The sequence below is a fragment of the Veillonella ratti genome, assembly GCF_003992115.1.
Lineage (GTDB): Bacteria > Bacillota > Negativicutes > Veillonellales > Veillonellaceae > Veillonella_A > Veillonella_A ratti.
Genome location: NZ_RQUX01000007.1, coordinates 76,136 through 90,558, shown reverse-complemented (window position 1 = coordinate 90,558; position 14,423 = coordinate 76,136). Strand labels below are relative to the sequence as shown.

Below are 14,423 nucleotides of genomic sequence, written 5' to 3'. Positions count from 1 at the left end.
AATTAGGTGGATTAGTTGCTCTTTTGTATTGTGATTAGGTATTTTGGGATTTAGGTGTTTAGGAATTTAGGAGGTTTTTTATGCGTAGACATCAACGCTTGGTAATTATGGTAGCAATGTATCTTATTGGGATGGCAGGAAATTATCATCCGGTTGAGGCCGCTTTCGATGAAAATTTAACTGAGTATAGTTTAGGGACTGTGGTTGTTACAGCGGATCAAACAAAAAACAAATTTGGTGATACGGTAACGGAACAGTCATATTATCGTACCGGCGGTGATGTAAAAGTAATCACTAGTGAAGAAATTGAAAAGCGCCATTATGCTGATTTAACCGAGGCTATTAAACGTGTTCCGGGCGTTACATTTCAGAATCCGGGATACCGTGGCGGTGAATATGGCTATCAATTTTATAATAACGGGGTATCCATTAATGGTGATACGCGTGTAGTTATATTAGTTGACGGTCGACGTGTTGATAATGCTGCCAGTGCGAGAATATCCAGTTCAAGCGCTTCCGGAAGTAAATCTACCGGGGTAAATATAGACCAATTAATTAATATTAATAGTGTGGATAAAATAGAAGTCATCAAAGGTCCGGGAGCCTCTGTATATGGTTCGGACGCTTTAGGCGGTGTTATTAATATTATTACCAAAAAAGGTGGTAATGAAAATCTAGGCACAATTGATGTATCTACCGGGTCTTGGAATCGTCATAATTACTCGTTCTCTTATAGTGGCAGTACCGATGCCGAAAATCCGTTGCGTTACTATGTAGCGGGCATGCGCTCCATGTCACAGGATACAAAATATCGTGATTCCGGAACTGGGGAAACGGCAACGTTAGGTGGCTCTAAATGGCGTGAAGATGGTGTAAATCTCCGCTTAGATAAAGATTTAAACGAAAAACAAAGTATTAAATTCTCTTATACCTATAAAGCAGGTAAGGATGGCTATCCAATTTCAACGCCTAGTCGTAAATACTGGAATTTAAATGATTGGAATCGCATTATTTTTAATGCAGCAGTCGGTCAACTTGGTGAAGGCAATGTACTCGTTGGCAATTCAACATTAGCCGGTGATGTTAAGAATCCCGGATACCACAATTTATATGCATTAGATGGTGCCGGTTATAATTCTTACAGTAAATTTAAACGTAATGACTATGAATTTATGTTTATGTTTGACCGTGATGAAGAAAACGGTCTAGAAAGCTTTGTTCGCCTCTATAATCAAGAATATCGTTATGAAGGTCGAGACTTGTATTATTGGCGTAAACCCGGTGTTACGGCAGCTGATTTAAGAGATGCTTATCGTTTGGCATTTCCGGGCGGTGCATCAGATGAACAGTTGCGTGATTGGATTAGTCAAAACTTAGCGCCATTTCCAGGCAATAAGGAAGCGTTGGATAAATGGGTTGAAGAAACAGGCGGTAAAGCCGGCGAACCGCGTAGTTGGAATGAAGAAAAAAATCGTGGTATTCAATTGCAGTATGCTAAAGCATTCGGTAAGCATGAGATGATTGGCAGTGTTACTTATGATAATGCCAAGAATTATTCTAAACGCATCGAAAGAGATAATTCTCTAACAACCTCACGTGTAGAGCGTAAATCTATTTATGGTTATGTTCAGGATAAAATCCATGTGAATGATAACTTTGATATTACACCGGCATTACGATTTGCTCACTATAGTGATTATAAAAGAGAGTCGGCTAACGGCAGTACCAATATGAAAGGTAACACGAATGCTATTACGCCGGCGTTGAATTTAGAGTATCTTTTTAACGATAACAGTACTTTGTATTTTGGTTGGACTAATATACTCAGACCATTGCGTAGTGGTGACTATACTGCAACCAGTGGTATCTATAAAACTGCACTTGAAAATGAAAAAGGCAACGCTTGGACTGTTGGTTATAGTAAGACCTTTAATGAAAAAACAACCGTAGGGGTTAACTATGATTACACCGATATGTCCAATGCCATCGCCAAACTTCCGATTTATGATGAAGCGAATGATAAATTCACCAGTACGGCAGTAAATGCTAAAGAAGTAAAACAATCTTTTAATATCACCGTAGATCATCAGGTTAATGATAATTTACGAATCGGTTTGGCTTATTCCTATATGAAGGATCGTTGGGATGCTAAAAGCGGTTACACGTTAGATCCATCCTGGGGCTATAATAACTCTACCGATATCAATTTGGGAATTAATAATTTACGACCAAAGAATCATTATACGATGAATGTTTCTTATGAGCGTGGAAAATTATATACCGGGTTATTGGCTAACTGGTATACCGGTGCCAGTCGTACAGCATTTAGCTCTAATAGTTTCTTAATTCTTGATTGGAACTTAAATTATAGCTTTAACGAGGATATTACTGCTTATGTAACTGTCACTAACTTAACCAATAAAGCATACGAAACATCGTATAATGCATGGAATGGTATCGGTAGTTCAGCTATGCCGGCTCGTCAAATTATGGTTGGTACAAGATATACTTTCTAAAGTTTTACGGTAATAGCAGGAATAGTGAAAGTTACTACTCCTGCTATTAGCCGGTGCAATGTGAAATGGAGTTGGTTGTTTGCTACGGTTGCGTACGAAATATACATTGTGCTTACTATTAATTTTCATATGCATTATCAGCAGTGCCTGTAGAACAAACTCACAATCTGAAACTGCATTTGAAAGAGGTATTAATCGAGACAGCATTACGTATGACTCTAAAATAATAGAAGAAGGGTATCCAAGAGAGATTAAGCAATTGATGTCCGATGGAACCGAGCAAACTATTAGATATACTCGAGCTCCGCACAGGATTATAGCGGTTTGGCAAAACTCAATTGAAACATTATTGGCCTTAGGAGTAGGTAAAGATATTATAGCGGCTATAGGTGTTCCAGATGCGGAATATATATCACCTGAATATCGTGAGGCTTATAATCAAATACCTTATAAAAGTATGCAGATGCCGGATAAAGAAAGTGTGTTATATAATGAACCGGACTTTATTTTAGGTTAGTATAGCACCTTTAGCAGAAGCGTATTTGGAAGTACGAATTTTTATCAGGACAGACAGATTAATACTTATATTGCTCGAAGTTCATATGGCAGTAAACTCAATAAAAAACATACGCTAGCGGAAGAGTATGAATATATAAATCAGATTGGCAAAATTGTTGATCGAGAGCAGCGTGCTACTCAAGTGGTTCAGTATTTGGAACAACAGGTTAACCAAGCTCGTGAGCTCGGGATAGAGCAAGGGAAAAAACCTAAAGCACTTATTATAGAATTAATGGGAAAAGATTTGCGTTTATATAATGAAAATACGCTAGCCGGTAATATTGTAGAACAAGTGGGTGGTGAGCTGTTATTGCCAAATGAGAGTAGTACCGGCTATGAAGAGCTGATAACTTTAAATCCTGATGTTTTATTTATTGTAATCATTGAATCGGATTATAAAAATGCCGATAAAGTAGTGGCTCGTTTGTATAATAATCCGGCTTTGCAAAGTTTAAAAAGCGTTAAAAATCGTTCAATTAAAATTTTGCCGTTATATGCTGTTTATTCTCCCGGAATACGCGTTAAAGACGGCATTCAAATTATTGTAGACGGATTATATCCTGAATTGGCAAAGGAGGGGCCGTATGAAAAATTGGTTACAGGCAACTAAATATACAACGGTCGCTTTAATTCTGGGGATAATACTGGCTATAGCAATGTTTTTGGCTCTCTCTATCGGAAACGTAAGACTACCGAACTTTATTATTTGGGAGACCCTCGTCAATGGATGGAATAGTCCATTACCTATAGAGGCACCGGGGCAAGGTGGTATACATGATATTATTTGGCTGTTGCGTTTGCCGAGAATTTTAATGGCTGCTTTAGTTGGAGCCGGTTTGGCCGTCAGTGGTGTAGTCATGCAGGCTATTGTACGAAATCCTTTAGCGGATCCATATATTTTAGGAATTTCATCGGGAGCCTCATTAGGAGCGACGGTGGCTATTTTATTCGGACTTTCATTTGCTTTTGGTGATAATTCTGTTGGTATTATGGCATTTATAGGTGCTTTTGCTATTTCGTTAGGTGTAATATTCATTGCTAATATGGGTGGTCGTGCAAACTCCACTAAACTATTGTTGGCCGGCTTAGCCTTGAGTGCCGTATGTTCCTCTTTTACGAGTTTAGTGGTATATTTTGCGAATAACAAAGAAGCTATGCAGTCTATCGCATTTTGGATGATGGGGAGCATGGCCGGGGCAACATGGAGTTTATTAAAAGTAGTATCTCTGGTGATGGCTTGTTCAATATTGTTTTTATGGCTACAAAGTCGAATGCTCAATTTGATGTTGGTTGGTGATGAAGCGGCAATCACATTGGGATATGACCTTAATAAATATAGACAGATTCATTTGTTGGTCAGTTCATTAATTGTCGGATTTGCCGTATATTCTGCAGGCATTATAGGTTTTGTCGGTCTTTTAGTACCTCATGTAGTTCGCTTATTTGTAGGGACAGGTCATATTAAATTGATTCCTTTTTCCGCACTGGTAGGAGCTATTTTCTTAGTGGTAGCAGATGCTTTATGCAGGGTAATATTGCCACATGCAGAATTGCCGATTGGAATTCTAATTTCTGTGATTGGGGCGCCATTCTTTGTATTTTTAATGGTTAAAAGAACCTATTCATTCGGAAATTAAGGTGACGATATGGAAATTAGTACACAGAATATTCAGTTATCCGTTGGTAAGAAGAATATTTTACGAGGAATTGATATTGAATTATATAGTAATGAAATCCTTGGAATTATCGGTCCTAACGGCAGCGGTAAAAGTACCTTTCTCAAGTGCGTGTATCGAACATTGAAGCCTGATGCAGGTAAGATTACGCTTGACGGTAAATCGATAGACGAATTATCTTATCGCGATACAGCGCTAAAGATGGCCGTAGTGGCACAACATAATATTTATAATTTTGATTTTAAGGTGATTGATATTGTTTTGATGGGGCGAGCCCCTTATAAGAAACTCTTGTCACGTGATACTAAAGATGATTTTGAATTGGCAAGAGCCGCTTTGGCAAAAGTAGGTTTACTTGAAAAGGCAGAGCAAAGTTTTAATACCTTATCCGGCGGTGAACAACAGCGAACTATTTTGGCAAGAGCTTTGGCGCAAGATACAGAATGCTTAATTTTAGATGAGCCGACAAATCATCTGGATATACGATATCAATTGGAAATAATGGAGCTTATTCAGAAATTACAACGTACTACATTGATAGCGGTTCATGATTTAAATATAGCAGCTAAATTTTGTCATCGTCTGATAGCCTTGAGGGATGGGCAAGTCGTGGGGCAAGGAACACCTAAGGAGTTATTAACTGTTGATTTTATAAAAGAACTCTATGGTGTTGAATCATCGGTTCATTATTTTGGGGACAATATATATCCTCATGTGGTATTCGAAAGTACTTTATAAGCTTAAAATATTAAAAACTAAATAATAACACGTTTATTTATTCGAAGTATGTTTTCAAGGAGGCTTTTAAATCGTGGAAATTTTAGCATTATTTCATAAGGGTGGCTTAGTTATGTATCCTATTTTACTAGCTTCAATTATAGCAGTAACAATAGGTGTAAATCGGTATTTATGTTATAAAGCGGCATCATCTAATATTGAATTATTAAAAGAACAATTACCGAATTTATTGCGTAATCGTCAATTAAATGAAGCTAAAGCGCTTTGTAATGAAGCAGGGGGCGTAGCCGGTAATATTGTCAAAACGGCTATTATTGAGCGTACTGAAGATCTAAAAGCTGCTGATGTAGTGGAAAGTATTGCGACACATGAAGTATTTCAATTGAAGAAATATCTGAATTATTTAGAAACCATTGTTACCTTATCACCGTTATTGGGATTATTGGGTACTGTTGTTGGTATGATTGGCTCTTTTAGTGTGCTCTCTATCGAATCCGGTGAGCCGTTTGCCATTACCGGTGGTGTCGGTGAAGCGTTAATTGCGACTGCTACAGGTTTATTGGTAGCTATTTTGGCTTTGGTAATTCATACATATTTGGCTCAGCGTGTTAATGTATTGATTGCCGATATTGAGTACGTTGCTTCTTTATATGTAATTAATACGAATGCGGGTGTACATCATGAAGCTTAAGTCAATGAAAATAGAACATCAACCTAAATTGATGATTATACCTATGATTGATATTATCTTCTTCTTATTGGTATTTTTCATGATGAGTATGTTGACGATGGTTGTTCAAAAGAGTGTTCCCATTCAATTGCCACAAGCTGCCACATCTAAAGTAAACTTAGATAAAGTATTGCCAATAACGGTAACAGCGGACGGAGCTATTTATTTGGAACAGGAACGAATTCCGGAAGGTCAATTAAAAGCTCGCTTAGATGCCGAAAAGAGTAAAAATCCGGAGATGGCCATTATCGTTCGCGGTGATGCGGGTGTTAATTATGGACGTGTAGTAAGCGTTATTGATACAGCGAAAAAATCTGGGATTCAAAAAGTATCTATAGCTGCTGAAGAAAGATAGGAGAGAATTCAATGAATAGTCGAAATATGTGGACTAAGCCTTGGGTCGTCTCACTCATTTTTCATGCTGTTGTATTAACAGTTATTCCTTTTTTGCCATGGCCGGCCATTCCTAAAGCGGATGATATGTCATCGATTATTGAGGTTGATTATGTAGAGATTAAACATCCCAATCCTAAAGGCAATCCGAATAGTGGTGGCGACGGTGGTGATGGTAGTGGAAATTTTGGCGCAAATTTACCGGCAGTAACGCCGATGACGGCATTGCCTGAATATTCTGAGCCATTAACCAGTAATAATGAAAACAGTATTGTTACTAAACATCAGGAAACAACCCAGCAAGGCGTAGTAAATGCAGGCTTGGATTCAGCGCTTAATAGTGGCGGCAGTGGTTCAGGTAGCGGTGGTCTTGCCGGTTTCGGTACCGGAACAGAACCGGGTATTCAGGGAGACCCTAACGGTAGCGAGGTTGATACTACTTTTTACAGACCGGTACCAACCTATACGCCCAAACCCAAATATCCAAGAGCGGCACGTAACCAAAATGTACGTGGCAGTGTTGGCGTAGGTTTGACTATAGGCGCTGACGGAAGTGTTGAATCTGTGTGGGTAAATGATTCATCAGGTAGTGATATCTTGGATCAGGCTGCCTTGGATGCAGTAAGTAGTTGGCGATTTGAACCGGCAAGAAGAGGTAATGAACCAATAAGTACGACTACAAGTGTTAATGTAGAATTTCAGTTGCGATAGTATTTAGGAATTCTATTATTATGTAGTAAATAATTATATAGAGATATTAATTTTGGTGACTTCATGCATAGAAAAAGAAAACATACTATTAGTGTACTTACACTGATACTTTTGTTGTTTGGCATCATTATAATGGCCCTTCATATGGGAACTATTAAGGTGCCGGTACTTGGTGGCTTGCAAAGCATTCTGCAAGGTATGGGAATACCGGTGAACGTAACAAATCCTTTAGAACCTGAGCAAGAGGCAGTGTTGTGGTATATTCGTATGCCCCGTGTTTTAGTAGGTCTTATGGTTGGTGCTTCATTAGCGTTAGCAGGGGCGGTTATGCAAGGGATTTTTTCAAATCCATTAGCTGATCCCGGCATTATGGGCGTTTCAGCAGGTGCTTCATTAGGTGCTGTGTGTGCCATTTCGTTGGGGCTGACTTCGCTTAGTATGTTCTATATGCCTATTTTTGCATTTATAGGGGCCTTTTTGGCGGTCGGTATTACCATTGTTCTTACTATGCGTGGCGGACGGGTTGAGACGGCTACATTACTGTTAGCGGGGGTAGCTGTGAGTATGTTGCTTGGTGCCTTTACATCAGGCATTTTGACGATGATGAATGAATATCGTTTGCGCGAGTTTTTATTCTGGATGGTAGGCGGCCTTGATTTCAGACGCTGGGAACATGTGTTGCTCGCTATAGGGCCGTTTCTCATAGGAATCACTATTTTGATTGCTTTGGGACGGCAATTAAATGTGCTCGTGTTAGGTGATACAGAAGCGAAGGCTTTAGGCGTTCCGGTTATGCTGTATCGGTTGATTTTCTTATTCATGGCATCATTTATTACGGCTACAGCAGTGTGCGTAAGCGGTGCTATCGGCTTCGTGGGGCTCATCATTCCACATATTGTTCGAATTTTGGTAGGTCCGGATCATCGTATATTGTTGCCGGTTTCTGCTTTAGCGGGGGCTTTTTTCCTCGTCTTTTGTGATACGCTGGGGCGTATATTGGTGGCACCGAATGAAATTCGTGTAGGAATTATGACGGCCTTGTTAGGGGCACCGTATTTCTTGTATCTGTTGCGTCGCGTTCGTCAAAAAGGAGGCATTTAAATGGAGTTATGTATAGAGCATCTAAGTGTATCCTTGAACAAGCAACCGATTTTACATGATATTTCCTTGACGGCAAAACGTGGTGAATTTATCGGTATTATCGGCCCCAATGGATCGGGGAAAACCACTTTTTTAAAATCATTACGTGGTTTATACGATTTTAAAGAAGGTAATGTTAAGTTGAACGGTGAATCCATTGCGAATTCTAATGATAAAGAGATTGCTAAGCTTGTTGCTTATATGCAACAAAATATTAATTTAAATTTCGGTTATACGGCTAAAGAAATAGTCATGACGGCACGCTATCCATATTTAAAGTGGTGGCAAAATGAATCGGTTCATGATGAACAGATTGTTGAGGCTGTTATGAAAAATGTCGGTATTTGGCATTTACGCGAACGTGCCGTTAATGAATTGAGCGGTGGTGAGCGGCAACGTGTGTTTTTAGCCAAAGCTTTAGCGCAAGAAACAGAATTGTTACTACTCGATGAACCTACGGCAGCCCTTGATTTAGTGTATGCCGATGAGATTTTTAGACAGGCCCGGCAATACTGTAAAGAGGGGAAAACAATATTTATCGTTGTTCATGATTTAGAATTGGCTGCTAAGTTTTGTACACGCCTTCTGTTAATTTCCGAAGGGCGATTGGTGGCGGACGGACGGCCTAAAGATGTTTTGACGGCTCAAAATTTGAAAAAGGCGTTTCATTTGGCTTCAGCCGTCTATGAGGATCCGTATTTTAAACAGCAACGCATTTTTATATTTCCCAATGATGCGTCTAACATTGAACCGTATAGGCGCGGAAATGGATTACCGGCCGATATTACGGTAGAGTTAAATAGATAATAAGGTTTTTATGATTTTAATCAAAAACAATTATATTTGACCATGGAAGGTGAAATTGAAGGACGATAGTCTATGAGTGTTTATAGAAAGTTATGGGTTTTATTAATCTTTTGCCTGACATTATTTACTGTTGTCGGCTGTAAGACATTAGATGAAACAAAGCCACTGGAAGGGTCGCATCTAGTAAGGGATGCGACGGGTGCTATGGTGCAGGTACCGAATCATCCGACGCGGATAGTCCCCATCGGTGTAAGTACGGAAGATATGGTAATTTCTCTGGTGGGGCCACAGAAGATTGCTGCTTTAGGGAATTTGCCAAATAATTTTCCGGAAGAATCCAAGCAAATAAAAGCAAGGGTAAAACTGAATACGGAAGCCGTTTTGGCATTGCATCCGGATTTATTGATAGTTCCCGACTGGGTGGATCAGGAAATGGTAATCACTTTACGTGGTTTAAATGTTCCTGTCTATGTATATAGAGCTCCCAAAACTATAGAGGACAGTGAAAAGACTATTTTAGAATTAGCTGATTTGTTGAATCAGAAGAGTAAAGGTGAAATGATTGTAAACTCAATGCAGCAACGATTGGCAAAAGTTACAGAATTTACGGAGCAGATTAAAACCAGAAAAATTGTCGGGTTTTATGGCGTTTTAGGCTTGACCGGCGGTATAGGGAGTACTTTTGACAATATGACTCAACTGATAAATGCGGCCAACGCAGCTGCTTTATTAGGATTGGATATAAGTGATAGTGGAACTCGTGAGGATTTAATACGTATTAATCCTGACGTTATCATCGTACCATCTAATGTTTATAGTTTTGATCAGTACAAAGAAATAGAAGTAACAGCTTTATATAGTGATCCTGCCCTAAAGGATGTGAAGGCAGTAAAAAATCATCAAATATATGTAATTGATGCTCGCTGGATAATGAGTTATTCGCAGTTCATTGTTAATGGCATTGAAGAGTTGGCGCGTGTCACTTATGGATATTCTGCAAAATAAAATGTGTTTATTGTGTTTGTTTTATTACTTTTTTTAAGTAAGTGTTTTATAGGTGTTGAGTTGGAGGGTTTATTATGGGTCGAGTTATTGTTAAAAACAAAAAAATGTTAGCTGCTTATGTTACATTGGCGCTAATGGGCATGTCATTAAGCGGTCAAACCGTGGCGGCAGCTGACACTACTGATGAGGTATATGCGTTACCTGATGTTGTTGTAACCGCTACGCGAACGGAACAGCAGGTTACTAAAGTACCTGCCAGTGTAACGGTCTTAAAAGGTGAAGATTTGGAAGAACGCCATGAATCTAATTTAGGTGAAGCGTTGCGTAACGTGCCCGGTGTAGAGTTTAATACCTATGGTGGCGGTGCCGGTTACACTAACTCAAATTCTTTCAGAATTAATGGTAGCAATAATGTTCTATATATGGTAGACGGAATTAATATGAATGCAGCCGGTGTGAATGTACCATTTACTATTTTAAAAAATATGGATGGCATTGATCGTGTGGAAGTGGTTAAAGGGGCGGCTTCGACTTTATATGGTTCCGGTGCTATCGGCGGGGTTGTCAATGTTATTACTCGTGTGCCGGAAGAAGGCATGAAAACGACCACTCGTATTACCGGCGGTAGTTATGATAAAGAGCAATACAAATTTATCAACGAAGGTAAAGAGGGTAATGTATATTGGCGTGCAGCGTATCAGAAAGATATAGTGGGGAGTTATAAAGATGCCCATGGTGTGAAAGTTCCACAGCATTTAAACGGCCGTACCGCATCTTTTATGGTTGGCAGTGATATTGATGCTAATAATAATGTAATGATTTCCTATGATTCCTATCGTGCCGATGTAAAATATGCCGATTCTGCTAAAAAATTAAATCATATTCGCTATGGCAATGAAGGTAATGATTCGTTCCGTGGTATTTGGAAAAATACAATTAATGATCGCTTAAGTCATCAGTTATATGTATTAAACAATCATTATGATGGTACTTATGACGGCTATACGACGGATATTAAAACGATAGCCATCGGCGATCAGGTAACATATTTGGCCGGTGAACATACTTTGATTGGTGGTTTTGATTGGCGTCAGGATAAAGTAAATACTATCGGTGACAGTTGGGAAAAAATTCAAGGTAAAAAATTAACTAATACGTCATATTATGTTCAAGACGCTTGGACCTTTGCGCCTAAATGGACGTTAACGCCGGGGATTCGTATCGACCATCATTCAGAATTTGGGTCTCATACATCACCTCATATTTCCCTAGGTTATGATGTAAATGAAAAGACTAATGTATATGTGTCATATAATGAATATTTCTTGGCTCCGACCCCATATCAGTTATTCAGTGATAATTATGGGAACAGAAACTTAAAACCAGAAACAGGTCATGAAGTTGATTTTGGTGTTCATCATCAATTCAGTAATTCCTTATTGGGCAATTTAAACTTCTTTACCCGCCATTCCACTGATAAAATTGACTACAATTATACAACCTGGAAATATGCTAACTTTGAAAGCGAAAAGGCTCGAGGCTTTAATTTTGATTTGCGTAAACAAATTACTCGTAACTTGTCGGCTCGTGCAGGCTATACATACACTCATATTGATGCTACATCTAACCGCGCTGCCAATGCGAATGGTTTTGTGCCAAAACATGCTATCAATCTAGGCCTTGACTATAATGATGCAAAATGGGATGCTCATTTGGATGTGCGTGCCGTAATTGACCGTCCGGGCCGTGCTACGACAGCCGATAAAGGTGATTTCTTCCCTAAGAGCACCTATTGGATTACGAATGTAAGTGCCAATTACCGTATTACTGATGATATTACTGTTTTTGGCCGCGTTAATAATCTATTTGATGTATATTATGCGGAAATGTCGAATGTTTACTACGGTAGTGCCGGAGACTGGTGGGCAATGCCTGGCCGCAACTATCAATTAGGTATGGAATTCACTTTCTAATATAAATATCGAATGCAATATAGTATTAGTTCTTTTACTATAGTTTAAAGATTACCCCCATTATGCAAGTAATGGGGGCTATATCTATATGTTATTTTTCACCAAAAGGAATCTATTTTATGGAACTGTGGAAATTGCCAACCGGCGACTCGGTATCACGTTATGAACGATCAATCGTAGTTAATTTTACCGGACCGCGCAAGGTATTGAGTACCTCTCTATTTAATGGTGGTTATCATGAGGATTATACCTATGTGTTCAATCATGACTCCAAGCCCGGTCCGGGCGAGGCGATGTGCACGTCACTGGAAGATTATTTGCAGCATTTGCATGATGTCACGCTTCGTCTAGGTTTTGAACCGACCAAAGGCACCGGCATCGGTACGGCGGCCTACATGGAGAATGTAGCCATTATTGAAAAATCGTATGAGAATCTCACCGTAACGGCTATTGTTACGGGCGGCATTGATGTTAATGGCGGACGTGTAGGCGATGAAGCTTCGTATCATAATCCTTTGGTAAAAACGGAGGCCACAACTGAGGCGGATATTCGTTTTAAAACGGGGCGAAAAAAGGCATCTCCGGAAAATCCGGCAGAGCCACTCGGCACGATTAACATTATCCTCTATATCGACGGAGACTTGGCAGAACCTTTATTGGCAAGAGCCTTAGTGACTTGTACGGAGGCTAAAACGGCGGCGTTACAAGAACTTCAAGCGGGGAGTCACTATTCCATGGGAATCGCTATCGGTTCCGGTACGGATCAGACTATCGTAGTAGCGAACAGTGAATCGCCATACTATTATGACAGTGCCGGCAAACATTCTAAATTGGGTGAATTAATTGGTAAAGCAGTCAAAAAAGCGGTAAAATTAGCATTATACAAGCAGACTCATTTGGGGCCGAAACAGCAACATAATCTATTTAAGCGTTTGCAGCGCTTCGGGCTTTCCCTGAACTATCTGTTTGAAAGCTATATGAGCGAGTATGAAGCTGACGGCCATGAGAAGTTTGAAGTTCTTAATGCATTTGAGAAATATGCGCGCAGTAATGAAACTGTAGTTATGAGTGCTATGTGGTCGCATTTGGTGGATGAATGGTTGTGGGGGCTGTTGACGGATGAAGAATTAAATCTCGGCTTAGTACAGCTGGGTTTGGTACCTGTTGAATCTTCCGGTACCTATCAGGCTGACCGGCTCGAGTATTTTGAGCCGGCCGGTATTTCCGAGGTGCATCAATTTGAGGTTGATGCGGTCATTCGTAATTTGGAGAATCACATTATTAACGAAGTGCGCATTAGGCTGGGGGATGCTACGAAATAGCCTTATACAATAACGGAAAGGCAGTGATGCTATGAAAAAGATTGCTATATATGGTAAAGGCGGTATCGGTAAATCGACAACGACGGCCAATATATCGGCTGCCTTGGCTCAGCAGGGGCAAAAAGTTTGTCAAATCGGCTGCGACCCTAAAAATGATTCCACCCGCTTGTTACTTCATAAGATTTGTCACCAAACCGTGCTGGATGAGGTTTGTCTAAAAGATGATGACGTTACGGCTGAAGATGTGGTTCATACCGGTTTTGCCGAAGTTACTTGTATTGAAGCAGGCGGTCCGGAGCCGGGGGTGGGCTGTGCCGGACGCGGTATTATTGTTGCTTTAGAAAAGCTTAAAGAGCTAAATGTTATGGATGATACGGATATTGTGATTTATGATGTGCTGGGCGATGTGGTTTGCGGCGGTTTTGCCGTACCGATTCGTGAAGGCTATGCGGATGAAATTTATATAGTTACATCCGGTGAGACGATGGCGCTCTACGCAGCTAATAATATTTGTAAAGGGATTGCTCGTTTTGCCAGCCGCGGCTCGGTTCGTTTGGGCGGACTCATTCTGAATAGTCGCTTGGTCCCTAATGAAGAAGCTATTGTGCGAGCTTTTGCAGAGCGTTTAGGTACGAAAGTAGTTGCTTTGATTCCGCGAGATAATATTGTGCAGAATGCGGAAATTAATCGTCAGACTGTTATCGAGTATGCACCGGACAGCAATCAGGCCGGCGTGTATCGCGAGTTGGCGACCTATATCAAAAATAATAAAGCCACCGATTTGCCGAAGCCGTTAACGTTTGAAGAATTGGAAGAGTTGGTGTATAGCTATGGCCGTGAATAAGCGATGTTTT

General features: G+C 40.0%; 14 protein-coding genes. All 14 read left to right on the top strand.

The features are described from left to right. The first annotated feature begins 80 nt into the window (after positions 1 to 80). The 14 genes from EO124_RS04680 (at position 81) to nifH (ending at position 14,413) form a co-directional block, all read left to right on the top strand. Positions 81 to 2,516 (top strand): TonB-dependent receptor, encoded by a 2,436-nt coding sequence (locus EO124_RS04680; RefSeq protein WP_127058548.1) that lies wholly within the window; start codon positions 81 to 83, stop codon positions 2,514 to 2,516. A 262-nt stretch (positions 2,517 to 2,778) separates the two neighbouring features. Next, positions 2,779 to 3,033: a TroA family protein gene (locus tag EO124_RS10160; protein WP_164726549.1), complete on the top strand. Its 255-nt coding sequence runs from the start codon at positions 2,779 to 2,781 to the stop codon at positions 3,031 to 3,033. Between the two features lie 57 nt (positions 3,034 to 3,090). Continuing rightward, positions 3,091 to 3,684, top strand: coding sequence for an ABC transporter substrate-binding protein (locus tag EO124_RS04670; RefSeq protein ID WP_127058546.1), 594 nt, complete (start codon positions 3,091 to 3,093; stop codon positions 3,682 to 3,684). Beyond that, on the top strand, positions 3,659 to 4,711 hold the full coding sequence (locus EO124_RS04665; protein ID WP_127058545.1) for a FecCD family ABC transporter permease: 1,053 nt from the start codon (positions 3,659 to 3,661) through the stop codon (positions 4,709 to 4,711). Before EO124_RS04670 ends, EO124_RS04665 begins: the two co-directional genes overlap by 26 nt. 9 nt (positions 4,712 to 4,720) lie before the next feature. Next, a complete protein-coding gene (locus EO124_RS04660; RefSeq protein WP_127058544.1) occupies positions 4,721 to 5,488 on the top strand; it encodes an ABC transporter ATP-binding protein in 768 nt (255 codons plus the stop codon). Positions 5,489 to 5,561: 73 nt separating this feature from the next. Then, positions 5,562 to 6,179, top strand: a complete 618-nt coding sequence (locus EO124_RS04655; RefSeq protein WP_127058543.1) for a MotA/TolQ/ExbB proton channel family protein — start codon at positions 5,562 to 5,564, stop codon at positions 6,177 to 6,179. Positions 6,180 to 6,183: 4 nt separating this feature from the next. After that, on the top strand, positions 6,184 to 6,573 hold the full coding sequence (locus EO124_RS04650) for an ExbD/TolR family protein (RefSeq protein WP_241230668.1): 390 nt from the start codon (positions 6,184 to 6,186) through the stop codon (positions 6,571 to 6,573). A gap of 11 nt (positions 6,574 to 6,584) precedes the next feature. Then, a complete protein-coding gene (locus EO124_RS04645; RefSeq protein WP_127058541.1) occupies positions 6,585 to 7,322 on the top strand; it encodes an energy transducer TonB in 738 nt (245 codons plus the stop codon). A 63-nt stretch (positions 7,323 to 7,385) separates the two neighbouring features. Beyond that, positions 7,386 to 8,423, top strand: a complete 1,038-nt coding sequence (locus tag EO124_RS04640; protein ID WP_127058540.1) for a FecCD family ABC transporter permease — start codon at positions 7,386 to 7,388, stop codon at positions 8,421 to 8,423. After that, entirely contained in the window at positions 8,424 to 9,269 is an 846-nt protein-coding gene (locus EO124_RS04635; protein WP_127058539.1) for an ABC transporter ATP-binding protein, read from the top strand. A gap of 72 nt (positions 9,270 to 9,341) precedes the next feature. After that, positions 9,342 to 10,274: an ABC transporter substrate-binding protein gene (locus tag EO124_RS04630; protein ID WP_127058538.1), complete on the top strand. Its 933-nt coding sequence runs from the start codon at positions 9,342 to 9,344 to the stop codon at positions 10,272 to 10,274. A 74-nt stretch (positions 10,275 to 10,348) separates the two neighbouring features. Next, positions 10,349 to 12,247, top strand: a complete 1,899-nt coding sequence (locus EO124_RS04625) for a TonB-dependent receptor plug domain-containing protein (protein ID WP_127058537.1) — start codon at positions 10,349 to 10,351, stop codon at positions 12,245 to 12,247. Positions 12,248 to 12,366: 119 nt separating this feature from the next. Next, positions 12,367 to 13,569 (top strand): adenosylcobinamide amidohydrolase, encoded by a 1,203-nt coding sequence (locus EO124_RS04620; RefSeq protein WP_127058536.1) that lies wholly within the window; start codon positions 12,367 to 12,369, stop codon positions 13,567 to 13,569. 31 nt (positions 13,570 to 13,600) lie between these two features. Beyond that, the gene (gene nifH / locus EO124_RS04615; RefSeq protein ID WP_127058535.1) at positions 13,601 to 14,413 is read left to right on the top strand and encodes a nitrogenase iron protein; all 813 of its coding nucleotides are present in this window, start codon (positions 13,601 to 13,603) and stop codon (positions 14,411 to 14,413) included. The last annotated feature ends 10 nt before the right edge of the window (positions 14,414 to 14,423 follow it).

What these genes read in the sequence shown, in the direction of transcription:
- nifH (WP_127058535.1), top strand. Translation starts at nt 13,601, where the DNA reads ATGAAAAAGATTGCTATATATGGTAAAGGCGGTATCGGTAAATCGACA.
- EO124_RS04660 (WP_127058544.1), top strand. Translation starts at nt 4,721, where the DNA reads ATGGAAATTAGTACACAGAATATTCAGTTATCCGTTGGTAAGAAGAAT.
- EO124_RS04650 (WP_241230668.1), top strand. Translation starts at nt 6,184, where the DNA reads ATGAAAATAGAACATCAACCTAAATTGATGATTATACCTATGATTGAT.
- EO124_RS04645 (WP_127058541.1), top strand. Translation starts at nt 6,585, where the DNA reads ATGAATAGTCGAAATATGTGGACTAAGCCTTGGGTCGTCTCACTCATT.
- EO124_RS04635 (WP_127058539.1), top strand. Translation starts at nt 8,424, where the DNA reads ATGGAGTTATGTATAGAGCATCTAAGTGTATCCTTGAACAAGCAACCG.
- EO124_RS04625 (WP_127058537.1), top strand. Translation starts at nt 10,349, where the DNA reads ATGGGTCGAGTTATTGTTAAAAACAAAAAAATGTTAGCTGCTTATGTT.
- EO124_RS04620 (WP_127058536.1), top strand. Translation starts at nt 12,367, where the DNA reads ATGGAACTGTGGAAATTGCCAACCGGCGACTCGGTATCACGTTATGAA.
- EO124_RS04640 (WP_127058540.1), top strand. Translation starts at nt 7,386, where the DNA reads ATGCATAGAAAAAGAAAACATACTATTAGTGTACTTACACTGATACTT.
- EO124_RS04630 (WP_127058538.1), top strand. Translation starts at nt 9,342, where the DNA reads ATGAGTGTTTATAGAAAGTTATGGGTTTTATTAATCTTTTGCCTGACA.
- EO124_RS10160 (WP_164726549.1), top strand. Translation starts at nt 2,779, where the DNA reads ATGTCCGATGGAACCGAGCAAACTATTAGATATACTCGAGCTCCGCAC.
- EO124_RS04665 (WP_127058545.1), top strand. Translation starts at nt 3,659, where the DNA reads ATGAAAAATTGGTTACAGGCAACTAAATATACAACGGTCGCTTTAATT.
- EO124_RS04680 (WP_127058548.1), top strand. Translation starts at nt 81, where the DNA reads ATGCGTAGACATCAACGCTTGGTAATTATGGTAGCAATGTATCTTATT.